Origin of the sequence: Clostridium transplantifaecale (genome assembly GCF_900626075.1) — a bacterium.
Classification (GTDB): Bacteria; Bacillota; Clostridia; order Lachnospirales; family Lachnospiraceae; genus Otoolea; species Otoolea transplantifaecalis.
Window position 1 is genome coordinate 178,606 of sequence record NZ_UYZY01000008.1, and the last position, 25,343, is coordinate 203,948.

Here is a 25,343-nt window from a genome sequence, read left to right on the forward strand (position 1 = left end):
GGGCATGCCTGCTGCTAGATACAGGATGTATTCCGCGAGGTGTTTTTTGTGAGTGAAGCGCGGCGTAAGTCACAGAAAACCCGAGGGTAGCGGCGCGAAACGGTTTTTATACCGTTTCTGTGCATCGCGAAGCGGGTTACCGGGTACGAAGTACGCGGTAACTAACTTTCCGAAGGGAGACCTTGGAATCCGCCGGTGCTTGCTGAGGTCTTACACGAAGCTAGCATCCGCTGCGCATTCCACAAGCGGGAGCGAGTCCCCGTAGGAATTTTTTCTCCTGGATTCCCCCTCACCACACCCTACAAACCGGGACTGAAGACTCATACACACCCTCCCACTCCCCCGTCCGCCGTCTTACAGAGGCGTCCTCGCATCTCAACTAAATCCCTACTCCTTGCATATTGCGTCCACATTCATTATACTTGTATCATTATGATAATGCTCCCATGCTCTGCACATAGGGACCTGTCATTTGTAAGGAAATAATACAAAACCGGACACACCGGATTTTTCATCACTATTTTGCAAAAGGAGGATTTTTAACATGAATTCAATTTCGTATCAAAACGACACCGCCGAACTGATCGGCCATCTCAGGGCAGGAGTTTCTCCGTTTCACACGATCCGGTATTCCGCAGGAATTTTGGAAGCGCAGGGCTTCGAGGAATTGAAGCTGGACTCCCCCTGGTCTATTCAGGCAGGTAAGTCTTATTACGTTAACATTTTTGACACCTCCCTGGCCGCTTTTTCCGTTGGCAAAGACACAGTCTCCGACGGCGGGGTTCCCGGCCTGCGGGTTGCCGCTTCCCATACCGACTGGCCTTGTCTGATGGTCAAACCGTCTCCCGAACTGACATGCGGACCTTATGCAAAGCTGAATGTATCCGTCTACGGAGGCCCCATACTGAACACCTGGTTGGATCGGACCCTTTCTCTGGCCGGAAAAGTCTGCGTGCGCGGCACGGATCCCTTCCACCCTGAAGTTCTGCTGGTGGACTTTGCACGCCCGCTTCTGACCGTGCCAAATCTTGCGATCCATTTTAACCGTGATGTGAATAAGGGAGTGGAATTAAATCCTCAGAAAGACATGCAGCCGATATTGGCCGTACTGGATGAAACGCTGAATAAGGACACCTTTTTCCTCGATCTCCTGGCGAAGGAAACGGGACGGAACAAGGAGGATATTTTGGATTATGAATTTTATATCTATAACTGCGACGAGCCCTGTTTTCTTGGAATCAATGATGAGATGCTCTCATCCCCGCGCCTCGACAATCTGACCTCCGTCCATGCCTGCCTGAGCGGAATCATGAACAGCCGCCGGAAAAACGGGATTAATGCCGCCGTTCTCTATGATAACGAGGAGATCGGCAGCAGCACCAAACAGGGAGCCGCCTCCCCTCTGCTGGAACGGATTATGGAAAAAGTCTATCTCAGCCTGGGTTATGGCCGCAGTGATTTTCTCAATGCTCTCTTTGGAGGTTTCCTGCTCTCCCTCGACGTAGCCCATGCCCTGCATCCCAACCAGGCCGAGAAATACGATCCCAAGGACCGCATCTGTCTGAACGAGGGCGTCGCACTCAAACTTGCCGTTTCCCAGGCCTATGCCACAGACGCCTCCTATGTCAGCGTCATTGAGGATATCTGCCGAAGGAACAGCATACCATACCGTAAATTTTCCAACCGTTCCGATATCCGCGGCGGTTCCACGCTGGGAAGCATTTCTTCCTGCCTGTTGACCATGCCCACGGTCGATGCAGGTGTACCGATCCTTGCAATGCATTCGTCGCGTGAGTTAATGGGTATAAAAGATCAGTGGGCGCTGGCAGAGCTTACAAGGAGATTTTTAGGTTAAACGTGAGAACGGCGACGGATGGGCAGGGGATGGGGCTGAGCCTTTCCGGTCTTCAGTCCCGCCGACACCATGCCCGGATTCCCCCTCATCGCACCGTAAAATCGGGACTGAAGACTCATCCGACCATCCACCCCTGCGCCGTTTTACAAAGGCGTCCACGCATCTCAATTAACTTTCCACCTTAAAATCCTCTCCACCGACTGATCAATCCTCTCCTCCGAAAGTCTGCCGTCGTGAACCGCATCCAGCACGCCCTGGTACGCCTCTTTAAAATTCTCAGGCATCAGCAGCATATCGTTTCCCGCCTGCAGCGCTTTCACGGCGGCTTCAGCGGAACTGTAGGAGGATGTGACCGCTCCCATATTCAGGGCGTCCGTAATTATAATTCCTTTATATCCCAGCGTCCCTCTCAGGATTTCCGTCAGCATCTTCTCAGACATGGAGGCCGGCGTATTGTCACCGGTCACGGCCGGTGCGGCAATGTGCCCCGACATGATAAAACGCGCTCCGGCATCTGCCCCCTCTTTAAACGGGACAAAATCTTCCGCTGTCAGTTCCTCAAGCGTCCGCTCCGTCGCCGCATATCCTTCATGGCTGTCCGCCGTCGTACCGCCATGGCCCGGGAAATGCTTCAGCACGGCGCTTACGCCGTGGGTCTGCAGACCTTTAACTACCTCGTTTGAAAAGGCCGCCGTTACGGCTCCGTCCGTTCCAAAGGAACGGCGCGCCACTACCGTATTTTCAGGATTGGTCAGAACGTCCGCCACCGGGGCAAAATCCATATTAAACCCTAAATCCGCAAGGTAAATTCCTATCTTATCGCCCACCTCGTATGCCTTTTTCGGATCTCCTGAGGCTCCTATTTCACTCATATCGGGAAATGAGGCAATTCCGAACTCTTCCCTGCCGCTGATTCTGGCAACCTGCCCGCCCTCTTCGTCCACAGCCAGAAACGCCTCCACTCCGATGCGGTCTCTGAAATATTTTTGTGTCCTGGTGAGCATATCCTTTACCTGATCCGGAGAACGAAGATTCTGCTTAAAATAAACAATTCCCCCGACCGGATACCTGTTTATGGATTCCTCCGTCTTAGCGCCAGCCGCATATACCTCATCCACTTCCGTGAGCGCCTCAGGCGTCACCATAAAGAGCTGCAGGACCTTCTCCTCCAGAGTCATCCGTCCCATTATCTCCTCAACCGTCGGCGGCTGTTCTTCCGTGCCGTCGGCAGAGTCTCCGTTTCCATCGCCGGTTCCGTTTTTCTCATCGCCCGGAAACACTTCCGTCCCGACCGCTGCCGAGGATTCCCTCGCTGCCGCCAGTTCCTGATCTTTCTTCACCGTGTGGCGGTGAATTAAAACAGCCGCAATAACAGCTGCCGCTGCGATTAAAAACAGAATAAGCCATCCTGCAGCATTTCCCCCGCGCCTTCTCCGGCTCCTGGGATTTCTTCTGCTTTGTCCACGTTGCCGTTCTTCCATTCCATGTCCAGCCTTTCGCCTGTTATTGTCCCGAATGCTTTCTGTAGATTTCAAAGAAATCCGCATCCGCCGCATACCTGCCCGAACCGAGGTCCAGTTTATTCCATGGATCGCCTGAGTAAGTCAGATTGACTTCCTCCTTGAACCTGTCGTAGATTTCCCGGAACGCCTTGCGTTTGCGCTCCTCAAAAATAACTTTCTTCCTAGCTGCCGTAGCCTCCTCATCGTAATCGCTTACACATTTCAGTACATAATATAAGCCCTCCGACTCAATCACCTGGCTCACCTGCCCACTCGTCAGCTCAAAGGCCGCATTCTCAAATCCCTGCGGCTCCTCTTTTCTGCCCAATTGCCTTGTAGTGACGGATAATCCGGCCTCCCCGGCGGATTTTTCAAAGTCTGCATTCTCCTGTGACGCAGCGGCGCTCAGAATCTCAGCCGCCTGTCTGTCGGCAGTCTCGGCCTGCATCAGCGTAATCACCTTAGCCTCACTGTCACTGACCTCCAGGGCAATTCCCTCCGTCAAGGCCTCCACCAGCTTTTCAGCCATGCAGTAATCCTCAAATACCGTCCTCACATCCTCCTCGGAGACTCCCATATGCGCGATATCCTCCGATGTAAGATTCCCATAATATTCCGAAGCGGCCGCCGCCATCTGGGAGCGTTCTTCAGGAGACAGGGTCATTTTTTTATCCTCTGCCAGAAGATTCATGATCTTCAGTTCCTCCATGAAATTCTTAATCTGCCCTGTCAAATAAGATGCAAAATCTTCCTGCTCATCGGAAACCGTGACATTCCAAATCTGATCCGTACAGATTTCCTCATATCGGTTTTTCTCCGTCATCGCAATTACCATGATCTCCGGAAGGGAATACCCCTTCTCGCTCTTTTTGCCGGCAGGCAGCGAAGCTCCCTTACCGCATCCGGTCAAAACAAGCAGGCTGAACGCCAGCATCGCCGCCGACAGCTCCATCCATAACCGGCTCTTCTTTTTCTTATTAAGACGTATCGTTCTATTCAAATTTCCACTCCTGTCGTGATGATTGGTTCCTGTTTTCTATAAAAGAAGCTTCAGTATTTTCATAACACCGTCATTCACATTGCGATCCGCCTGGAATCTGGCCGCTTTTTTGACCTCTTCCCTTGCATTTTCCACGGCAAAGCTGTAATAAGCCCGGTTCAGCATCTCTATATCATTGAGCTGATCACCGAAAACCATCGTCTCCTCCTGGGTAATGCCCAGGCTTTCCTGCAGTGTCTTAACAGCTTCTCCCTTGTTGACGCCCAGGGCCATGCAGTCCATCCACATTTCTCCTGATATCGTCATCTTAAGCCTGCTGCCGTATTTGTTAAAAAACGGTTCTGTGGCATGCTGGATTCCATCCCTCCGGTACGCAGCCACCTTGATAATTTCATCATCCACTTTGGTGACGTCATCCACCTCGATAATATTAAAATGGTATCCATTTGCCATCCAGTCAATGAACTCCCTGTCTTTCGTCTCCAGATAGGTTCCCTTGGCCCCGCTTACCATGACCTCCAGATCCGGATCTTTTCTAATATCCACCGCAAGCTGATCCGCGGTTTCCCGGTCGATTGGGTAGAGAAAAAGATTTCTTCCGTAGCAGCCCAGATAAGAACCGTTCTCCGCCACATAAAAAATCTCCTTTTTAATAGGGGCAAAGGTACACTCGATGCTGGCCGCCTGACGTCCGCTGGCGGCAGCAAAATGGATCTTCTTTTTCTTTTTCAGTTCCATAATTACATCAAAAATCTCCGGATTGATCTGATTCTCTCCGTCTTTTACAAGGGTGCCGTCAATATCCGATACGATTAATTTAATCATCCTGTCCCTCCAATAGGCGTTTCATTTCCTGATAGACTCTTCCTGCCGGAAGTCCCATTACATTTGTATAGGAACCGCGGATTCCTCTGATATGCGCGGCAAATCTGCCCTGGATTCCATAAGCTCCCGCCTTATCCATGGATTCCCCGCAGGCCAGATAAGCCTCTATCTCCCGCTCCGACATCGGATATACATCGACCTCTGTTTTAACGGCAAAGGTCTTCTTCCGTTCACCTGCAATCAGGGTCACGCCGGTGTAAACGTGGTGCGTTCCTCCCTGAAGAGTTCTGAGCATATTTGCCGCCTCTTCATAATCCGCCGGTTTGCCGAGGATTCTGCCGTCTGCATAAACTACCGTGTCTGAACCGATCACCATCTGTGTGATGGATGCATCCTCTTCCGCTCCTGTCTTCTTATCCTTATCCGCACTGGCCTCAGTCCAAATCCCTTTCCTCGTCTTTTCAAGCCTCGCCGCCACCTCTTCGGCCTTCTGCCCGGAAAGTTCCATCACCACCTGATCCGGTTCTTTTTTCGTCACCTTCTCCTCAACCCGGCTGGGAATCACTTCCGGGATAATTCCAATCTGCCTCAGCAGCTCCTCTCTCCTAGGAGAAGCGGAGGCCAGTATCACTCTTATATTTTCCATCTTTACATCCTGTCTCTGTTTTATAATTTATTGCAATTCACTCCGTGCAGCTCGGGATTTTCACGCAAAATATGCGCGATGACACCTCGCGGGATATTACTTTGAACAGTAACTATAATTTTTGTGTATAGCATAATAGCGGAAAGTACACCGCCACCCTTTTATTTATACCACAAACTCCCCTGTATGCACAAGGGCGGCGCAACGAAAAGCAGGCGGCAGTCCGTATTCCGTTCTGCCGCCCGCTTCCTTATCTGTAAATCCATATTCATGCCGCCGTGACGGCGCTTTAATCGGTCCTCCGGTTTAAACCACCTATGAATTAACCTTCATCCTGCCGATAACCTCTGTATCTTCTTCACAGTCTTTTTCCCTGATCTCAGTCCTGAAGCTGTAGAAAAAGTCAAACACGTAGAAGAAAATCAACGCCAGAGCCACATATTTCCCAACGTGGTTCGGGATCCTTCTCACCGTGTTCTGCACCTGTACATTGAGGATCCTGAAAAAGATAATTCCCAGAAGTCCCCAGCCCAGACTGCTCTCCAGGCAGATAATCCCCTTATAATTACATTTCTTTTTACTGTAATCCCACCAGAAAGCTCCAAAAAGCCGTATCATAATTCTGGCGGTGATAAGCTCCATCGTCGTTGCCATCAGCATACTTGCAAAATAGAGCTTTACCATGTTGTCGGAAACCGGTCTGAGGAGTATGGCGGCGCCGATAGCCCCAAAACCGTAGATAATACAGAACGGTCCATGGCCAAAGCCGCGGTTATAAACTGGTTTTCTGTTTTCCACAGTCAGAACAATGCATTCGAGGATATAGCCAATCAGGCTGAATGTAAAAAAACAATTAATCCAAAAATAAATGTCTGCCGTTATCTTCATTCGCAAATTCCCGTCCTTTCAGTCTCTCTTCTCTGTCCCCTGCCGGAAACTTCCTAATAATTTTTTCCAGTATAATATGAAATAATACATAAAGCAAGAAAATTGTAGCGATTTTATAACTTGAGTGCGGATTTTGTTACTGTTTTCTGTGCATCGCGAAGTGTGTTATTGTCCACAGCGCAATGCGGTGTGAACAGTAACCGGATTTTCCCTCCATAATGGCAAAAAGCCCACACCGTGAGCTTTTCCCCCCTGACCTTTATAAAATTTAAATAAACATCGGATCCATCACCAGGGCAATAATTACCCCCAGGATTGCTCCCGCCGCAACCTGGATAGGTGTATGTCCCACATACTCTTTTAATTTCTCCTGCAGTACCACGCCGTCCAGTTTGAGAAAATCGTCGAACAGCAGACTGTTAAGTACCTTCGCCTGTTTCCCCGTTTCCTGCCGCACGCCGATTGCGTCGTACATTACAACCATGGATACAATAAAACAGACTGCAAATTCAAAACTGCCTCCGCCGTATCTCATCCCCGCCGCCGTTGTCAGCGCACACATTGTGGACGAATGGGAGCTCGGCATGCCGCCTGAGCCCACCAGCCGCTCGGGATTAAAGGAACGGTTCAGCGCAATATCAAGCAGTGTTTTCAGTACCTGGGCGATTACCCAGCCTGCCACGCCGCTCATCAACGTCTGGTTTCCGGTTACTTGCTGAAAAAATGTCATGTTTATCTCCTGTACTTTTCTTTTATCGGCACCAGGGCCATATCTTCCCTTACACGTGATCAAAGAGTTCCGCTTGTGGAACTCTTGCGCTGCCGCGCGGTTGCTTCTGCAACCATTTACCTCTGCGCGGCATGTGCATCCTCGCGGAGCTTTTATGATTCATAGGACGTAATTTCCTATGAATCATAAAAGCCCGGCGAGCCGGGCTCTTTATACTCATGATAGTGACCTGCACGCATTGCCTGCAGATTATCGTCAGCGTCTGGCCCAGGCCGGACGCAGATTATATAGGAACCAGTCTTTCATCCTTGCGCCTACCTCTGCAAGACCGCAGTATTTGTCGGCATAAATGATGGTATATCCTTCCTTATATTTCGGAGGAACCGGTGTCAGCGGCCACATATGGCGGAGAATCATGTTCTTCTCCTTCTCTGTCACCTGAAAATACTTCTCGGCATTCTTCATCGCCGTCTTCGGATGCGTAAATCCGTGGAAATATTCTCCTGTCTCCTTTGCGTGGGTATGCCAATCGTAGAGAAACAAATCATGGAGGAGAGCCGCTCTTGCCGCCTGGCGGTAATCCCACCCATATTTCCTGCACATCTTATAGCTCATGTAGGAAACGCGGATGCAATGCTCTTTACAGGTAGTATTCCCGTGCTGGAAGTAATTATCCATGGACTGGAACACAGGGGTTTCCAGAATATCAGCGACGCAGTCCATATAACCGCTGTCCTTTTTATACTCCCCCCGTACGGCCCAGTTGTCGTCTTCCGCCCATCTTCTGACCGCTTCCTTCTCCTGCCGGCTTAACTTTATCTGTTCCATGCTCTAATCGCACTCCTTACTATCCAATCAGCCAGTCATAAAGTTCCTGATACTTCATAGCCGATGCATGCCAGGAGAAATCTGCCGCCATGCCCCGGTCTACAATCTTATTCCATTCACGTTTTTTGTTGTAGAAAACATATTTGGCGTAATAAATACAGTCCAACATCTCATGCGAGTTGTAATTGGCAAACGAAAAACCGGTGCCGGTGCCCTCATACTCATTATACGGCCAAACCGTATCTTTTAAACCGCCGGTCTCCCGGACAATCGGTACGGTTCCGTAACGCAGGGCCATAAGCTGGCTCAGTCCGCAGGGTTCAAACAGGGACGGCATCAGGAAAGCGTCACAGGCTGCATATACCTTGTGCGACAGTTCCTCGGAATAGTAAATATTAGCGGAAACCCTGTCGTTATACTTCCAGTCATAGTGACGGAACATATTCTCATACTTTTCATCACCGGTGCCCAGAATCACGAGCTGAACGTCCTCCGCACAGATTTCGTCCATCACACTCTGGATCAAATCGAATCCCTTCTGATCCGTGAGACGCGAAACAATACCAATCATGAATTTCTTCTCATCCTGTACGAGGCCAAGCTGGGCCTGAAGGTCCTTCTTGTTCTTCGCCTTCTCCTTACGGAATGTCCTCGCGTTATAATTCTGCGCGATCAGCTTATCCGTCTCAGGATTGAATTCATCATAATCAATACCGTTTAAAATGCCCCGCAGGCTGTTGCTTCTGGCTCTCATCAGGCCGTCCAGACCCTCGCCGTAAAACGGGGTTTTTATCTCTTCCGCATACGCATTGCTGACGGTCGTGACAGCGTCGGCAAAAACAAGGCCGCCCTTTAACATATTGCCGTCTTTGTATGCTTCCAGTTTATCAGGTGTGAAGTAGTAATCAGGAAGTTCGGAAAATCGCTGGATGGTCTTTACATCCCATACGCCCTGGAACTTCAGATTATGGATTGTCATAACCGATTTAATATCGCGGAAGAATTCGCCGCCGCGGAATTTATCTTTCAAGTGTACCGGTATGAGACCGGTCTGCCAGTCATGACAGTGAATGACATCGGGCTTGAACCCGATCACAGGCAGAGACGACAAGGCCGCCTTGCAGAAAAAGGAGAACTTCTCCAGGTCAAAATACCAGTCCCCATAAGGTTTACTGCCCCAGAAGTAGCTTTCATTGTCAATAAAATAAAAGGTAATTCCCTCATACTCATACTGCAGTATACCCACATACCGGTTCTGTCCCAGGTAGTCCATGTAGAAATGGCTGACATACTTCATTTCGTTGCGAAAGTTCTCCTTGATGCAGAGATACTTTGGTATCATAACCCTCACATCAAAATATTCTTTATCAAAACATTTTGGAAGTGAACCTACAACGTCCGCCAATCCTCCCGTCTTTATAAACGGAACTGCTTCTGATGCTATAAAGAGAATGTTCTTCATAATACTACCTCCCCGGCTACATTATATTGAAAACGTTTCACGTCATACCTCACACGATGATTATAATCATTATACAATATAATTATGAATTTAGAAAGTAGTATCAGAATTTTTTCAGTCCGCTTAGTTCATTCTGCGGTAATCCAGGCGAATCTTATCCACAATCAGGGCGATGAATTCCGAGTTGGTCGGCTTGCCTTTTCCCGTGCTCACCGTGTAACCGAACAGTTCGTTGATTGTATCCATCTTTCCCCTGCTCCATGCCACTTCAATCGCATGGCGGATCGCGCGTTCCACACGGCTTGGCGTTGTCTGGTGTTTCTTTGCAATAGTCGGATACAGGATTTTTGTCACCGATGCAAGCATCTCTTTATCACTGACGGACATAATAATAGCATCCCGCAGATACTGGTAACCTTTGATATGGGCCGGGATGCCAATCTCATGAAGCATCTGAGTTACATCATTTTCCAGATTCTGCTCCATATAATCCGATTTATTTACATAAGGTTTCACTTTTCTGCTTCCCGCAAGCATGGTTGTTTTATTTTTATAACCCGACAGTCTTCTCAGTTTGTCGAGGACGCTGTCCCTGGTAAAAGGCTTCATGATGTAATAGCTGGCGCCGAGTTTAAAGGCATCTGCTGTCAGATTCTCACTGCTGGCCGCCGTTACCATGATGAAAGATGTATTTTCTTTGAATTCTTCGTTGTTTTTTACCTTCTCCATAACCGAGATTCCGTCCATACCCGGCATAACTATGTCCAGTAAGACAACATCCGGCTTTGTTCTCAGTATCATATTGTACGCCTCATTACCATTATCCGCCTTTCCAACGACATGATAATCTTTTTCACTCTCCAGTATTTCGCCAAGCATCTCCAAAGTCTGCCTGTTGTCATCCGCAATCGCAATATTAAGTTCTGCCATGATATACTCTCCTCCTAAAATTTAAATGGTAATGATGATTATAGACTCGACCCCGTTTTTCTTTCAACTCGATCTCACCGCATAATTCGACACGAAATGTCACAAAAAAGCTGATACAGAATAGGTGTTCTCCCGGGTAAAAATCGGGAGACTCCTGTCACATTTCCCTTTTACGGCAATTCCTATTATAACGGATACTTGCCTTTTGTGCAAAATGTTGTCGGAATTTTTTTCAGGACGTTAGCAGGTTTCTGCTGAGAGAAAAAGCGGCAGTTTACCACGCTGCCGCTTCACCTTTCGTAACCCTGTCAAACATCTCATAAAGCTTTTTATTCAGCTTCCGGACTTTCTCTACCTGCAGTTTGTCAACCTCCCGGTCATATGTCATGACACCGTTGATCTCCTCTTCGATATCGCTGGTCTGCGTATAGATGGCGCTGCACAGGCCGTGCTCCAGGTTCGGGTATATTTCTTCCTCCCACAGCCGTTTATAGTTCTCCGTAAGCTCCTCAGAGGAATGGTAGTGCTGGTAGCCGAATTCTTTTTCACACGGCAGATGACCTTCCACCGGATAGGCATACCCCCCGTATTCGGTCAGAGCGACCGCCCGGTCTTCCTGAGGTTTTACTTTCAGCTTGTGGACATAATTGTGGATGCTGTACATATCCCCGCCCCTCTGGTCAAACCAGCCGCATGCCTCGTTGATCAGCCTGGTGTTATCGATTCTCCGGATTCTCTCCGTCGCTTTCGGGGCGTCAAACTGCCCCCAGCCCTCGTTGAAAGGAACCCACACTGCAATGCTGGGATAATTGTACAGGGTGCGCACCATTCCATCCAGATCAGTATAATACTGCTCGCGCCCCTCCCTGTCTTTCCTCCTGAACATGCCATAGTGGTGATCGCTCACGCCTCTGGCAAACCGATCGGATGCGTTCGGCAGATGGGTCACGAAAACCATGTTATATTCTCCTCCGCCGTTCGGCATATCCTGCCAGACAATCATGCCGAGTCTGTCACAGTGATAGTAAAACCGCTCCGGCTCAATCTTGACATGCTTGCGGATTGTGTTGTACCCCATCTCCTTCAGTTTGACAATGTCGTATATCAGCGCTTCGTCGCTGGGCGCGGTAAGAAGACTCTCCGGCCAGTAGCCCTGATCCAGAATGCCGTTAAAAAAGTACGGTTTATTGTTTAAAAAGAATCTTAAAATGCCTTTTTTGTCCCTGCCGGACGATATTTTACGCATTCCGAAGTAAGAGGACACCTCATCCTCCCCCAGTTTGATTTTCAGATCGTAGAGGTGGGGATCGTCGGGAGTCCAGGCCCTGAAACCGTAAAGTTTTATCACAATCTCCCGGCCTGTGTCCGTCACGGCCTCCCCAACCGGCGTTCCTCCGTCGTAAATTTCCAGTTTTACCTTCCCACCGCCCGAAACATCCCTGTTGGAGTGTACCGTGATCTTCACGGCGCTTTCATCAAACAAGGGAGTAATCTTTACCTCCGTGATATAATCCTCCGCCACGCTCTCCATCCAGACGGTTTTCCAGATTCCGCTCTGGGGGGTATAAAAAAGTGAGCCATATTTTCCTTTTTTCTCAAGTTTCTGTTTTCCCCGCGCATGAGGCGAAAGTTCCGTCCTGTCGGTGACGCGGAGTGCAATCTCGTTCTCCCCCTCGCGGAGTTTATCCGTTATGTCGAAAGAGAACGGCAGGTAGCCTCCCTTATGTCCCCCCGTCTCCGCACCATTGACATACAGGATACACTCCTGATCGACGGCCCCGAAATGGAGAAGGATCCTGTTCTTCCTGAAACCGGACGGGACGGTAATTTTTTTTCTGTAATGCAGATACTGATGGGGCATCAGAATTTTCCCCACACCGGACAACATTGTCTCCGGCGAAAATGGCACCAGGATCGTACCATCGTAAGATTCCGCCGTTTCCGACTCACTGATACAGTATTCCCACTCCCCGTTCAGGTTGAGATAACTGTCCCTCACAAGGTTCGGACGGGGGTATTCCGGCAAAATATGTTCTGTATCGAGTTCTTTTCCCCACCTGCTGACTAGTTGAATCATGATTCACCCACCTGTTTCTTTTTGATTTTAATTGTCTGAAACACTTCAGACTGGACTCCGACGGAAATCAGCACCAGCATGCCCATGATGATTGACTGCCAGTGAACGGAAATACTGGTCGGAAGATATGTAAATATTGTGTTGATAATAAAATAAATCAAAATGCCGAAGAATGCGCCGGAAAATTTCCCTTCCCCGCCGGACAGCTTCACGCCGCCGATCGCGCACATTGCAATCGCATACGTCTCATACACATTACCCGCGCTCAGAGTCGCGCTGCCGCTGCTGGATGCCAGGAGTACGCCGGAGAGCGCCGCAATAAAGCCGGAGCAGACGAATGCCTTGATTTTAATCCGGTCCACGTCGATTCCCATCATCCTGGCCGCCTCGCAGTTTCCCCCCACTGCATACATTCCCATACCGAACTTCGTATGCCTGGAAATATACATGCAGATGAAAGTGATAACAAAAAGAAGCGGAATCAGGATTGAGATACCGCTGTTCATCCCCGGTATCATCCCTTTTAGAATCTTTGTATTAGCAAATGTGAGCACCCCTCCCGTGATTGCAACCGACTTTTTGGCCGCAATCAGAATTACTCCGCGGAGGGCAAACAGCATCGCCAGGGAAGCAATCCAGGACGAGATCCTCATTTTGGTGACCATCAGACCGATTAAAAGCCCGGATGCCACACCGACCATGAGGCCGCAGAAGATTCCGAAAACAGGGTTAACCTGAGCGGTAATTCCCATTACCACTCCACTGAGGGCAAACACGGCGCCGACGGAAAGATCGATCTCGGCGCACAAAATGACAAATGTCATGCCCAGTGCCAGAAAACCGCCGTTTTTCGCCGCCTTTAGAAGAATATTAAATACATTGGCCGTCGTCAAAAAGTTTTTATCTTTGAAAATAATACTTGTCGCAATCACTAAAAGCAGGAATGCTAAGATAGTACTTTTTGAATAAAATGAATTATATATTTTTTTTATTGATTTCATACTTCTTAACCTCCTACTTCGCTTGTTCTCTCTGGATAAATACTGCAAACACGATAATCGCCGCCTTGAACACCTGGGCGTACTGATCCGGTATATCGTTCATAACGCAGGTGAGGGTAATCATCTGCATGATTAAGGCTCCCACAACGGTTCCGAGAACATGGGCTTTTCCTCCTGTCATCGGCGTGCCTCCGATTACAACGGCCGCGATCGCGTCTAACTCCGCCAGCTGTCCCAGAGAACTGCCCGCAGCCACAGATACCTTGGCCGCCTGGAAAATCCCGGCAAAAGCCGCAAAGAATGTGCTGAGGCCGTATACAATCATCAGCGTCCTGGCCGTGTTGATTCCCGCCAGGGAACTGGATTTCATATTGTCTCCGACGGCCTGGATCTGCCTGCCAAGCACAGTTTTTTCAATCATGATAAAGACGGCCGCCACAGAAATGACAATGGGCACAATCTGCACCGGAATCACGCCTCCAAACTTATACGTTCCCCACAGGGAAAGCTGTTTTCCCACGGCGCCTAGTTTATTAAAATAAATATCTCTTCCTCCGCACAGAACCTGGGCCACTCCCCTCAGGCCCAGCATCAGGCCCAGTGTGATGACCATGGCCTGCAGCTTCAGTTTTCCGACCATAATGCCGGTAAAACAGCCCACCAGGACCGATACGGCAACTGCGGCCAATACGGCAGGGATTAGGCCCGTATCCGGCATCAGCCTGGCTGTCAGGACTCCCGCCAGAGCCATGACGGAACCGACGGAAATATCGATTCCTCCCGTGGAGATGACAAGCGTCATTCCCATTCCGCAGAGAATTGTGGGACAGAGCTGCGTAATTACGTTGTTCAGATTGCCTATCCTGAAAAAGTTGGGGGTAAACAGAGAATTCAGCAGGATAAAGAACAGGAGCAGCGTAATTGCACTGTATTTTTTTACAAGCTGGAAATAATCCTGTTTTGTCTTATTCATGCACTTTTCCCTCACTTTCGCTGCCTCTTGCGATGGTTTCCATCACCCTGTCCTGGCTGATATTGTCTCCGACCAGTTCATCTATGACTTTTCCCTCCCGCATGACGATGATTCTGTCACAGTTCCGCTCAAGCTCCGCAATCTCTGATGAGATCATCAGAACGGAGATTCCGCTTTTTGAAAACTCCTGGATCAGCTGCTCAATCTCGGCCTTGGCCCCCACGTCAATTCCTCTTGTAGGCTCATCCAGGATCATCAGTTTCGGGTTCATGCACATCCATCTGGCCAGAAGCACCTTCTGCTGGTTGCCGCCGCTCAGGTTGCAGATTGCCTGCTCCGGGGACGGCGTCTTAATCTTCAGGCGCTCAATATATGTATTTACAATCTCCTCCTGCTCCTTCGTCTTGACAAAGCCGAACGAGTTCAGCTTCGGAAGCAGGGCAATCGTGATGTTTTCTTTTACCGACAGATGGGGAATAATTCCTTCTGTCTTTCTGTCTTCCGTACAGAAACCCATTCCCTTTTTGATCGCATCGGACGGTGAATGGATAGCGGCGGGTTCACCCCACCAGAAAATCTCGCCCTCGTCCGGTACACTGCTCCCAAATAGCACCTGGGCCAGCTCGCTTCTGCCTGAACCGAGAAGGCCGGCAAGGCCTACCACCTCTCCCTGCCTGATCTCTATATCAATTCCGTTCAGCCTCATCCCCTGACGGATCCGTTTCATCCCAGCTATCACCGGGGCTTTAGTAAATGCGTAGCCCTGCTTATTCCTTTCAAGTTCTACTGTATCCCTTCCCACCATCAGCGATATCAGCTTAAGCTGATCCAAATCACCGACATTATATTCACCCACATATTCTCCGTCCTTAAAAACAGTCAGACGGTCACAGATTTCAAATATCTCATCCAGTTTATGGCTGATAAAAATCACACTTATTCCTCTTGCCTTCAGTTGTCTGATAATTCCAAACAACACCTGCACCTCATGGGTATCCAGCGAGGAGGTGGGTTCATCCATAATAACAAGTTTTGCATTGATGCTGACCGCCCTGGCAATAGCCACCATCTGCTGGATTGCCGTCGAATAGTTTTTTAATGGCCTTGTCACATCTATCTCAATTCCCAATTCCTCCAAAATCCTCTTTGCCTCGGCAATCATCGACTTTCTGTCAATGCTCCCGAATTTTGTTCTGGGTTCGCGCCCCAGAAACAGATTTTCATATACCGTCTGAAATAAAACCAGGTTCAGTTCCTGGTAGATAGTGGATATTCCTTTCCCGTTCGCCTCAATCGGAGTCTTTGCATTAATCTCCTGGCCGTCAAAACGTATCGTTCCTCCATTCTTCTGGTAAATTCCGGTCAGCACCTTGATCAGGGTCGATTTGCCGGCGCCGTTTTCTCCCATCAGAGCATGGATTTCCCCTTTATTCACCGTTAAATTGACGCCCTTCAGCGCGCGGACTCCCGGAAACGTCTTTTCCAGACCTTTTATTTCCAGCAAAACTTCTGCCATAAACTTCTCCTTTCAAAAAGGCTGCCGCAAAAATAAACAATTTCTGCGGCAGTCTTTTTTGTGTGCCCGGATATATCGTTTGTAAAATCGTTTGAAACAATCAGTATTTTCTCAGCCAACATCCTGCGGAACACTTTTTTAACAGTTTCTAGAATCCTAACTCTACTTTCACGTTATCTTTTGTATAAAGAGTATCCTCGTTTGTAATGTGGGCTGGCACTTCTTCTCCGCCGATAATTTTGGAAATTGTATCTACGACGATTTCTCCGAAGTATGGGGAGCAGGTACAGGAAGCAAGCTGTCTTCCGTCTTCCACTGCTTCAAATGCCGCTCTCGTTCCGTCGATTCCCAGTGTCAGGATATCTTCTCCCGGTTTCAGGCCTGCCGCCTCAATTGCGTTCATAGCGCCCTGAACCATATCGTCTGTTACACAGAATACGGCGTCAATATTCTCGCCGCCCTGAGCCTGGATAATGTTTTCCATAACGGCCTGAGCCTTATCCATCAGCCATTCTCCATCCTGTTCAGCCACTACTTTAAACTTGGAGCTGTCAAGACCCTTCACGAATCCGTCCTGTCTGTCTGTGGATGTGGAAGAATCGTAACCGCCGTTAATGATTACTACGTTGCCGCCGTCCGGTAATGCTTCGGTCAGGGCTTTTGCACACTGCTCGCCTTCCCAGACGAAATCGGACATGATTGCCGTTGTGTAGTGGGTTCCTGCGTCTCCGTCGATTGCACGGTCTACCAGGATAACGGGGATGTTGCTTTCCATGGCCTCCTGAAGCGCGCCCTGAAGTCCGTTATTCTCAAGCGGGGCAACTACCAGGTAGTCAACGCCAGCCGCTACCAGATCGCGGATATCGGATTCCTGAGTCGCGATATCTCCGCCGGCATCCTTAACGATAAATTCGCCTCCGGCGTTTTCCACGTATTCCTTGATGCTGTCCGTCTCTGTCGTTCTCCATGCGGACATGCTGTCTGTCTGGGCAAATCCTACTTTCTTACCCTCCAGTACCTTTGCTCCCTCAGGAGCTTCTGTTTTCTCTTCCGGCGCCGCTGCTTCCGTCTTTCCTTCCGCAGGAGCCGCCGCCTCAGTTGCCGGTGCCTCAGTTTCTGCCGGTTTGCTGGAACTTCCGCAGGCAGTCAGTGACAATGCCATCGTTGCTGCCATAACCATTGCGACCATTTTTCTCATAATAATTTCCTCCCTTGATTAAAACGTGTTTTTATTACATAATTTATTTTATATCATTTGGTCTATTTTTACAATATAGTTTTAATAATCCGTTTATTATTTGTAACTTTTTAACATATTTATCATCATTTAATTGTAAGTTTTGTATTTTTACTTTACTTTTTATGTAACAAAGAGTTATAATTAAAAGACGATGAATATAAAAAATGAAAGAAAGGAGTCTGTCATGTCAGCAAGAGAAAAGCGTACTGTCAGAATTATTGGCGAAAGAAACATCTGCCTCCATCTGGGCAATCCGGCTCATCATGAATCCATTACTAAAATCGGGAAAGCTCTTTCCTCCCCCGTCCGCCTCAAAATCCTGGATATGCTCAGGAACAATGCCAGGTCACTGCAGGAAATCGCTGAAATCATGAATATCCCCCTGTCCTCTGCGGCGCTTCATGTCAAAACCCTGGAGGAGGCCCAGCTTATCGTGACGGAAAGCCAGCCGGGCGTCCACGGTTCCATGAGGGTGTGTACCTGCAGCCTGCAGTCGTTTCATCTGGAGACCTTCGACGCCTCCATCGATTCCGTCAATAAGAGCCTGTCCATGGATATGCCGATCGGGAATTATTATGCATGCGATGTGCAGCCTACCTGCGGCCTCGCGGATGAGAACGGTCCGATTGACGCTTACGATACGATACGTTCCTTCTATTCCCCGCTCAGGAACAAGGCGCAGCTCATCTGGTTCAATAAAGGGTTTATCGAATACAGGTTTCCCAATATCCATAATCCTCTTCTGAAACTCAACGAGGTGTCGTTCCGGTTGGAAATCTGCTCCGAAGCGCCCGGTTATCTTGAGAACTGGCCGTCTGATATAACTATTTATATTAATGACATAGAAGTCGGTACATATCGTTCTCCAGGCGATTACGGCGCACGCAGGGGAAAACTGACCCCTCCTGCCTGGCCGAACGGCAGCACCCAGTACGGAATGCTCAAAACTTTTTCAGTAAAAGAATTTGGGAGCTATATCGACGGGCAGCTCATTTATCCGGGCGTCGGGCTGGATGACATAGCGATTAATGAAAAACCGTATATTTCCCTGAAGATACAGATTAAGGATAATGCGAAACATATCGGGGGGATTAATATTTTTGGTGAGAAATATGGCGATTACCCGCAGGGGATTGTGATGAATCTGACTTATCAGTAAGGTCCTTGGAATATCTTCAGTAAGTACGAAACAGGAACGTGAAATTTTCTTTCTCCGGTTGGTTCCTGCCGCCGCCACAGACAAGCGAGGCCGGCATGTCTGTTCACTATATCCTGTGCTTCCATAATTTTTAATGCTGATATCTTGCTGTACAGCGTTGGATTTATATTTCGGCTTTCTTCTTTAATATAGAAGAAAACGCTCCCCTGCCGCAGGGCTAAGGTACCCTTCAGTTATTGGGAACATGTTTTCTGCATGGCGGAAATCAGACTGGCGAGATTTGTAGAACGGAATTATACTGGTCGAATTTACCCGGGACATATGTTATAATAAATTGTGGCTTCATGAATATGAACGGTGTGGAAATTTGCAGGTATATAAATCGTCTCCGAAAGGAACTGAATTGTATGAATGATGAAAAATTTGTAAGGCTCGATATGTTGGATACCCAGCTTATAGAAAAGACTGCCAGGCTTTTGGTTGACAGCTTCTTCTCTATGTTTAAGGGAATTTCAAAAGATCCTGAAATTTTATGCAGGCTTTTTCTGCCCTGTATGCAATTGGATTCGACTTATGTTCTTTTGAAAGAGGATCAGGTGGCGGGATTTATTGCTGTATCCGACAGCCGGAAAAGAGCAATTATAATACGTGAAGATGTCTGCATTTCGATATTCGGTCCGGTAAAGGGTAAAATGATTGCCTGGCAGCTTCACAAAATTTTGAGTGTACCCGCGGTAACAGGAGCCCAAAGCGGTTATATTGACTTTATTGCAACAGCGCCCGAATTCAGGCGGCAAAGGGTGGCCGAACGCCTCCTTACTTTCGTTGAATCGCATTGTGATTTTACGGAATTATTTCTTGATGTTCTGATTGATAACCAGCCGGCGGTCCGCCTTTATGAAAAACTTGATTACAGGATGGTGTGTAAGAAAAAAAGCTTTTTAATGCGGTTGGCTGGGGTAAAGCCGATGGTTGTTATGAAGAAAGAATTAATGCCGGGTTAGGTTATGGTGTGGAACACATTGCCTTCGCCGCATAGCATAACAAGAGAGGATGGATCTGTGAGCTAGCTCCCATCTCCTCCTCTTCCGTCCCACTACTCCGCCCGGGCGGCAACCGCTGGCACGCTAACGCGCTCCATCGGTTGGCGGCTTTCGCCGCATAGCATACTCCAAGAGAGGATAGAGCTGTGAGCTAGCTCCCATCTCTATCCTCTCTTTCCGTCTGCTGCCCGGACTCAATGTTCGAGCATGTTTTCAATAAATATCCCATACCCTCTGGTTGAATCCTGTATAAACACATGCGTCACCGCCCCAATCAGCTTTCCGTCCTGTATGATCGGTGATCCTGACATTCCCTGCACTATGCCTCCTGTCAGCTCTAGCAGTTCCGGATCGGTGACTTTGATTATCATGTCTTTACTTTTCCTCGCCGTGGAGTAATCGACTTTTTGTATCTCTATCTCATAATCTTTTAATTCTCCCGACACGTTGCTTCTCACATACGCTTTTCCCTTTTTTACATCCTGCCGGTATCCGATCGGAATCGCTTCACTTTTTACCCGGTTTCTGAATTTCTCGTTTACCGTTCCGAAAATTCCCTCATTTGTGTTGGCTTCTATGGTGCCCAGCCTGGACTGGTTGCCATAGTATATTACGCCCGACATGACGCCGGGTTTGCCGAATGTGCCTTTTTCGATTCCCATAATCTCCGTATCGTAAAGTTCGCCCCCGGAGGTCTGCACCAGCATTCCGGTATCACTGTCGCTGATTCCGTGGCCTAAGGCTCCGAATTCGCCATTGGCGCTCATATAGGTCATGGTTCCGATTCCCTGGGTGTCGTCGCGGATCCACAGACCCAGTTTGTAGTCACCGTCCGCCGTTTCTATAGGCGTCATTTCCACAGGCATCTCTTCTCCGTCTCTTCTCACCGCGAGGATCAGTGCACCACCTCCTGAGCTGTTGACGGCCTGTATCATGTCTTTCTTATTCACGGCCGGAACGCCGTTGATGGCCTCAATGTAGTCGCCGGATTTTAAAACTCCGTCGGCCGGGTCAATAATTTCTCCGTTTTTCGTTGTCACTTCACCTGTACCTATGACCATCAGGCCGTCGGATTTCATATAAATTCCGATGGGCAGTCCGCAAGGAACCGCATACTTCGTATCGGAGACATCCACCTCGATGTCTTTCAGGCTGAACAGACCAAACAGCTTCATGTTCAGATGGTATGTTCCTTCATTTTCCGAATAAAGGGAAAATGGCTGATCCAACTGCAGATGTATTTCATCTGAGGGGATGTTGGAGCCGTTGTTTAAAACCACCTCTTCACTTTCACTCTTTAAAGATACTTTTACGGGAAGGGAAAAATGGAAATTCTCTTCCTGGTCCACCACCACATTCAGACGGTCCGGTATGGACCACTGCATATAAAAATACGACAGGCCGGCTACTGCCACAAGACCGGCCCAAAACAGGACTATAAGAGACTTTCTAAGCTTTTCTTTCCTGGTCACCTTTCCTTCCTCCTTACACAATTGTTACCGCCTTTTCGGCTTTTAAATCATCTGTTTCTCATTCACGCTGTTAGTATGTGACGATGACCGAAAATCAGTCTGCTATTTTTCGTCCAGTCTTTCATATTTTTTCAAAATAAGCTCTTTACTTTTTTATTGTACAGGTATATACTTTCACACATAGATGACGTTTAAACATAAACTCATTGACACAACTTAATACTTAAGTCTTTGTGGCAGGGTGTAATTCCCTACCGATGGTAAAGTCCATGACCCGCAGGCACCTTCCTGCGGCTGATCTGGTGTAATTCCAGAACCGACGGTAACAGTCCGGATGAGAAAAGACGTTTTCTGTAGCCTACCTGAAGACTGTTTGTTTTCAGGCATTTTTTATTTACCAGAAAAATTTCAAGGAGGACAGAAAGTAATGGAAGGTAACCCAAACACTGGCAACATGAATCTGAACACTGGAAGAGGCACAAAAACAGGTTCCGGCAGGGATCTGGATCTGGCAAAGCCAATCACTCATGCCCGCACCGGCCTCAATACGAGGGAATTGACGCTCTGCAGCCTGATGGGAGGTTTAAGCGCGGTACTGATGATGTTCCGCTTTCCGCTGCCGTTTATGCCGCCGTTCATGAGCTATGATTTTACCGGGCTCGTGGAGATGATCGGAGGCTTTACAATGGGCCCCGTTGCGGCCATTGCAATTATTGTAGTTAAAATGCTTTTAAAGGCCCTGACTCAGGGTACCTCGTCTGCCTGGACGGGCGAAATCCAGAATATAATCCTGAGCTGCGCCTACGTTCTGCCGGCAGTTTTAATTTACGACAGAAATAAATCAAAAAAATCCGCACTCATCGGCATGGTCACAGGAACCGTGATATGTGCAATTGTATCCGTATTTACTAACTTGTACTTAATCATCCCGTTTTATGCATCATTTTCCGGATTGACACTGGATAAAATTCTTTCCATGTGCATGGCGGTGAATCCTCTGCTTTCCAGTAAATGGAGTCTGGCGCTTCTCGGCATCATTCCATTTAACCTGATTAAAAACGGATCGCTGTCGCTGCTCACTTTCCTCATCTATAAGAAAATGAGCCGCCAAATTAAGCAGTTTGTACGGGGACACTGATTATTGATGTGCCTGAGAATATAAAACAAAGAAAAAAAGAGGGAAAACACAATGAAATTCAGCAAAGAAAAACATTTAAGCTTTGAGGAAGCGGTAGAAATCATGTTCCATCAGCTGGGCGACTGGAAGATTATGGCTCTGGCCTCCAGTGTCAACGATTATGTTATGGTAAGAAATGTAAGCTGTCTTTTTTACGACGACAAGATTTATTTTAAAACAGACAAAAATTTCAGAAAAACAAAACAGCTTTTTGAGAATCCCCAGGTGGCTTTGTGCTGGAGCGGTATCCAGGTGGAGGGAATCGCAAAAAACAAGGGGCTGGTCGTAGATGAACCGGGAAGACGTTTTGAGAAGGGATATAAAGAGTTTCTCTGGAACAGTTATAATGCCTACAGCCATGAGGATACGGAGATCCTGATTGAAGTGTCGCCGAAATACGTGGAGGTCTGGGATACCAGCGAGGATCAGTATGCCTACCAGATTTTTATTGATTTTGATAAAAAAGAAGTGGAAGTAAAACCTTACGATGTAAAGAAATAAGTTTATCTGCTCTGAGTCCGGATTTCCGACAGAAGGAGACATAATATAAAGAAGGAGCGCTTTCAGATTCAGCCGCACGATACCGGCCGGAACTAAAAGCACTCCTTCTTTATATTATTAAATATTACTAAATAACCTGCGCAAAATATGTCGGGTTATTATTTCAATTTGCCCAGGAGAACTACTACCAGGGTGATTATAAGGACAACTACGAAAATTCCGGCCATTCCTTTTCCCATGATTTCCAGAGAAATTAATAAATTATTCCACATAAATGAACCTCCTCATTTCTGCCTGCTTCATGCTTTGGCTGATTAAAGATACTGGCTGACGAGCTTGATGACAAGTCCGCCCGCGATAACAGAGGCAATCTGTCCGGATACATTGGCGCCAACGGCGTGCATCAGGATAATATTACCCTTTTCTTCCTCTGAAGCCATTTTCTGAACCACTCTGGCCGACATCGGGAACGCGGAAATTCCAGCTGCGCCAATCATCGGGTTGATTTTGTTTTTCAGGAAAAGGTTGATAAATTTTGCAAAAAGTACGCCGCCGATGGAGTCGAATACAAACGCAACGAGTCCGATACCCATAATTAACAGTGTATCCGTACGCACGAAAGCGTCCGCTCTCATACTGAAGGAAATGGTAATACCTAAAAGCAGTGTGATAAGGTTGGCAAGCTCATTCTGCGCAGTATCGGAAAGTGACTGTAAAACACCACATTCTCTGATTAAGTTACCAAACATCAGGAAACCGACCAGGGCTACGGATGCCGGTGAAATAAGGCCTACGATAATTGTCACGATAATTGGGAATGCAATTTTCGTCGATTTGGAAACTGCCTTCGGGCTGTATGTCATATGAATCTGACGTTCTTTTTTCGTAGTTACGAGCCTGATGGCAAACGGCTGGATAATCGGCACAAGAGCCATGTAGGAATACGCCGCAACCGCGATGGCGCCGACATAGTCGGAACGCATAATCTGTGATACAAGGATAGACGTCGGACCGTCCGCCGCACCGATGATACCGATGGAAGCGGCATCTTTTAAATCAAATCCCATCAGTGTCGCTACACAGATAGCAAAGAAAATACCAAACTGTGCTGCCGCACCGAATAAAAACATAATTGGCTGTGACAGAAGCGGGCCAAAATCAATCATGGCTCCGATACCAATGAATAAGAGAATCGGAAGCGCCTCAGACGCCTCAATCGTCGTCTGAAACAGCCACTGTATAACACCGTGTGTCTCTCCGATACCAGGCATAATCTGGTCGATGACACCGGATAACGGCAAGTTTACTAATATAGCGCCAAAGCCCATCGGCAAAAGCAGCGCCGGCTCATACTCTTTTTTCACGGCCAACCAGATAAGCAGAATTCCTACAACATACATTATAAGCTGTTGGGGCGTTATCGCCATAATACCTTCCAGTAAAAAATCCATGAACTTTCCTCCTTAAATTTGCTTTCTCAGCATTCTTTTCCTTAATTGTTGAGCAGCCTTCTGCACGTTCAATACCCGGTCCGGTCTGCGATTTTCGGGGACCCGCGGAGTTCCCGTCAACCACTTAGATTCTTCACACAGAATCCGGAAAACATACCTTTTATGAATTTTTCTTATGTAAGCGGGATTCTCCGCCTGCGGCGGGCCGCTTTAGCGGCATAATTCTCTCCGCCGCAGTGCGATCCTGTCCGGAGCGCTTTTTATTCTATCGGAGCGTTCGCAGAACTTTCCGATAGAATAAAAAAAGACTTTCAGCATATTTTCATATGCTAAAAGTCTTGTTCCTCTACATTTCATACAGGCATGTAACCATGGACCTGTAAACCCGGCCCAGGGTATGTTGATTACATGTTGCAACTACTCCCTTTTAACGGCTTCATCTTACCACATGTTTCCACAGCCGTCAAGAATAAAAAGAAGAATAAACTGAGAATCCGGCATTCTTTACAGAGTCTTTACTGCCGGTGCAAACAGGTACTGCCTACTTATTCTCGTCCATATTAACGCCTGCAATTTTAATGTTCACTTCCAGAACCATAAGGCCTGTCATATTCTCTATTGCAGTCTTGACTTTATCCTGCACTTTTTCACTGACATCAGGGATGCTGTAGCCATATTTCATATTAAGGGACAGATCAACACTTACATGCTCCTCCGTCACCGTAACTTTGACTCCCTTGCTCAGGTTCTTCATGCCGAGCTTTCCTACCAGCTCATTCGTGATATTGCCGGCCATGGAATCCACGCCCTCCACCTCTGTAGCTGCCAGTCCGGCGATGATTGCAACAACCTCGTCCGCAATCTGCACTTCACCGATTTTGTCTTTTTCGTATAATATATGTGTATTTCTATCTGCAATCTCTTTCGACACCTTTGTTACCTCCTGTATCCTCGTGATATTCCCATTATAACAAAAAGGCTGTGGTTTGCAAAGGAGTTTTCCCCTTATTGGCGCAAATTATACAATAGGCCAGCTTTTAAGCTGAGATGCAGGGATGCTTCTGTAA

General features: G+C 47.9%; 23 protein-coding genes and 1 riboswitch. Of the genes, 5 read left to right on the forward strand and 18 right to left on the reverse strand.

All coding sequences use genetic code 11. The features are described 5' to 3' along the window. Positions 1–544 precede the first annotated feature (544 nt). On the forward strand, positions 545–1,855 hold the full coding sequence (locus EJL91_RS23105) for a M18 family aminopeptidase (RefSeq protein WP_125144332.1): 1,311 nt from the start codon (positions 545–547) through the stop codon (positions 1,853–1,855). A 164-nt stretch (positions 1,856–2,019) separates the two neighbouring features. Here EJL91_RS23105 and EJL91_RS23110 read toward each other — a convergent pair whose 3' ends face one another. The 14 genes from EJL91_RS23110 to EJL91_RS23175 form a co-directional block, all read right to left on the reverse strand. Continuing rightward, on the reverse strand, positions 2,020–3,336 hold the full coding sequence (locus EJL91_RS23110; protein ID WP_125144333.1) for a glycoside hydrolase family 3 protein: 1,317 nt from the start codon (positions 3,334–3,336) through the stop codon (positions 2,020–2,022). A gap of 22 nt (positions 3,337–3,358) precedes the next feature. Beyond that, entirely contained in the window at positions 3,359–4,357 is a 999-nt protein-coding gene (locus EJL91_RS23115) for a peptidyl-prolyl cis-trans isomerase (protein WP_243125540.1), read from the reverse strand. A 36-nt stretch (positions 4,358–4,393) separates the two neighbouring features. Next, positions 4,394–5,182, reverse strand: coding sequence for a Cof-type HAD-IIB family hydrolase (locus tag EJL91_RS23120; protein ID WP_125144334.1), 789 nt, complete (start codon positions 5,180–5,182; stop codon positions 4,394–4,396). Further along, positions 5,175–5,828 carry a Maf family protein gene (locus tag EJL91_RS23125; RefSeq protein WP_125144335.1) on the reverse strand — a complete coding sequence of 218 codons (654 nt, stop codon included), beginning with the start codon at positions 5,826–5,828 and terminating at the stop codon, positions 5,175–5,177. Before EJL91_RS23125 ends, EJL91_RS23120 begins: the two co-directional genes overlap by 8 nt. Before the next feature lie 315 nt (positions 5,829–6,143). Further along, a complete protein-coding gene (locus EJL91_RS23130) occupies positions 6,144–6,716 on the reverse strand; it encodes a putative ABC transporter permease (protein ID WP_125144336.1) in 573 nt (190 codons plus the stop codon). 268 nt (positions 6,717–6,984) lie between these two features. Next, positions 6,985–7,446 (reverse strand): divergent PAP2 family protein, encoded by a 462-nt coding sequence (locus EJL91_RS23135; RefSeq protein WP_125144337.1) that lies wholly within the window; start codon positions 7,444–7,446, stop codon positions 6,985–6,987. Positions 7,447–7,701: 255 nt separating this feature from the next. Continuing rightward, positions 7,702–8,274, reverse strand: coding sequence for an HDIG domain-containing metalloprotein (locus tag EJL91_RS23140; RefSeq protein WP_125144338.1), 573 nt, complete (start codon positions 8,272–8,274; stop codon positions 7,702–7,704). A gap of 19 nt (positions 8,275–8,293) precedes the next feature. Further along, positions 8,294–9,736 carry a glycogen synthase GlgA gene (gene glgA / locus EJL91_RS23145; protein WP_125144339.1) on the reverse strand — a complete coding sequence of 481 codons (1,443 nt, stop codon included), beginning with the start codon at positions 9,734–9,736 and terminating at the stop codon, positions 8,294–8,296. Between the two features lie 123 nt (positions 9,737–9,859). Beyond that, the gene (gene spo0A / locus EJL91_RS23150; RefSeq protein WP_125144340.1) at positions 9,860–10,666 is read right to left on the reverse strand and encodes a sporulation transcription factor Spo0A; all 807 of its coding nucleotides are present in this window, start codon (positions 10,664–10,666) and stop codon (positions 9,860–9,862) included. Positions 10,667–10,940: 274 nt separating this feature from the next. Then, on the reverse strand, positions 10,941–12,743 hold the full coding sequence (locus EJL91_RS23155; RefSeq protein ID WP_125144341.1) for a glycoside hydrolase family 2 protein: 1,803 nt from the start codon (positions 12,741–12,743) through the stop codon (positions 10,941–10,943). Then, complete coding sequence (locus EJL91_RS23160; protein WP_125144342.1) at positions 12,740–13,744, reverse strand: ABC transporter permease; 1,005 nt, start codon at positions 13,742–13,744, stop codon at positions 12,740–12,742. The genes EJL91_RS23155 and EJL91_RS23160 overlap by 4 nt, the downstream gene beginning before the upstream one ends. Positions 13,745–13,757: 13 nt before the next feature. Beyond that, positions 13,758–14,717, reverse strand: coding sequence for an ABC transporter permease (locus EJL91_RS23165; RefSeq protein WP_125144343.1), 960 nt, complete (start codon positions 14,715–14,717; stop codon positions 13,758–13,760). After that, positions 14,710–16,233 carry a sugar ABC transporter ATP-binding protein gene (locus tag EJL91_RS23170; protein WP_125144344.1) on the reverse strand — a complete coding sequence of 508 codons (1,524 nt, stop codon included), beginning with the start codon at positions 16,231–16,233 and terminating at the stop codon, positions 14,710–14,712. The genes EJL91_RS23165 and EJL91_RS23170 overlap by 8 nt, the downstream gene beginning before the upstream one ends. A 148-nt stretch (positions 16,234–16,381) precedes the next feature. Then, positions 16,382–17,431: an ABC transporter substrate-binding protein gene (locus EJL91_RS23175; RefSeq protein WP_125144345.1), complete on the reverse strand. Its 1,050-nt coding sequence runs from the start codon at positions 17,429–17,431 to the stop codon at positions 16,382–16,384. A gap of 226 nt (positions 17,432–17,657) precedes the next feature. Here EJL91_RS23175 and EJL91_RS23180 point away from each other — a divergent pair, with 226 nt between their 5' ends. Both EJL91_RS23180 and EJL91_RS23185 read left to right on the forward strand, forming a co-directional pair. After that, positions 17,658–18,632 carry an ArsR/SmtB family transcription factor gene (locus EJL91_RS23180; protein WP_125144346.1) on the forward strand — a complete coding sequence of 325 codons (975 nt, stop codon included), beginning with the start codon at positions 17,658–17,660 and terminating at the stop codon, positions 18,630–18,632. A gap of 407 nt (positions 18,633–19,039) precedes the next feature. Further along, entirely contained in the window at positions 19,040–19,636 is a 597-nt protein-coding gene (locus tag EJL91_RS23185) for a GNAT family N-acetyltransferase (protein ID WP_164516931.1), read from the forward strand. 233 nt (positions 19,637–19,869) lie between these two features. On the opposite strand, the gene spoIVB is transcribed toward EJL91_RS23185, so the two are convergent. After that, the gene (gene spoIVB, locus EJL91_RS23190; RefSeq protein ID WP_125144348.1) at positions 19,870–21,147 is read right to left on the reverse strand and encodes a SpoIVB peptidase; all 1,278 of its coding nucleotides are present in this window, start codon (positions 21,145–21,147) and stop codon (positions 19,870–19,872) included. Positions 21,148–21,370: 223 nt separating this feature from the next. After that, a riboswitch (FMN riboswitch) is annotated at positions 21,371–21,497 on the forward strand. Positions 21,498–21,574: 77 nt separating this feature from the next. Between spoIVB and EJL91_RS23195 the strand changes: the two genes are divergently transcribed. Continuing rightward, complete coding sequence (locus tag EJL91_RS23195) at positions 21,575–22,285, forward strand: ECF transporter S component (RefSeq protein ID WP_243125541.1); 711 nt, start codon at positions 21,575–21,577, stop codon at positions 22,283–22,285. A 51-nt stretch (positions 22,286–22,336) separates the two neighbouring features. Next, on the forward strand, positions 22,337–22,825 hold the full coding sequence (locus EJL91_RS23200; RefSeq protein WP_125144349.1) for a pyridoxamine 5'-phosphate oxidase family protein: 489 nt from the start codon (positions 22,337–22,339) through the stop codon (positions 22,823–22,825). Between the two features lie 158 nt (positions 22,826–22,983). Here the strand turns inward: EJL91_RS23200 and EJL91_RS25210 are convergent, their stop codons facing one another. The 3 genes from EJL91_RS25210 to EJL91_RS23210 all read right to left on the reverse strand — a co-directional run bounded on the left by EJL91_RS25210 (position 22,984) and on the right by EJL91_RS23210 (position 25,207). Then, the gene (locus tag EJL91_RS25210; protein WP_279230063.1) at positions 22,984–23,097 is read right to left on the reverse strand and encodes an OadG-related small transporter subunit; all 114 of its coding nucleotides are present in this window, start codon (positions 23,095–23,097) and stop codon (positions 22,984–22,986) included. 42 nt (positions 23,098–23,139) lie between these two features. Further along, positions 23,140–24,276 (reverse strand): sodium ion-translocating decarboxylase subunit beta, encoded by a 1,137-nt coding sequence (locus tag EJL91_RS23205; protein WP_125144350.1) that lies wholly within the window; start codon positions 24,274–24,276, stop codon positions 23,140–23,142. A 541-nt stretch (positions 24,277–24,817) separates the two neighbouring features. Beyond that, positions 24,818–25,207 (reverse strand): Asp23/Gls24 family envelope stress response protein, encoded by a 390-nt coding sequence (locus tag EJL91_RS23210; protein WP_125144351.1) that lies wholly within the window; start codon positions 25,205–25,207, stop codon positions 24,818–24,820. Positions 25,208–25,343 lie beyond the last annotated feature (136 nt).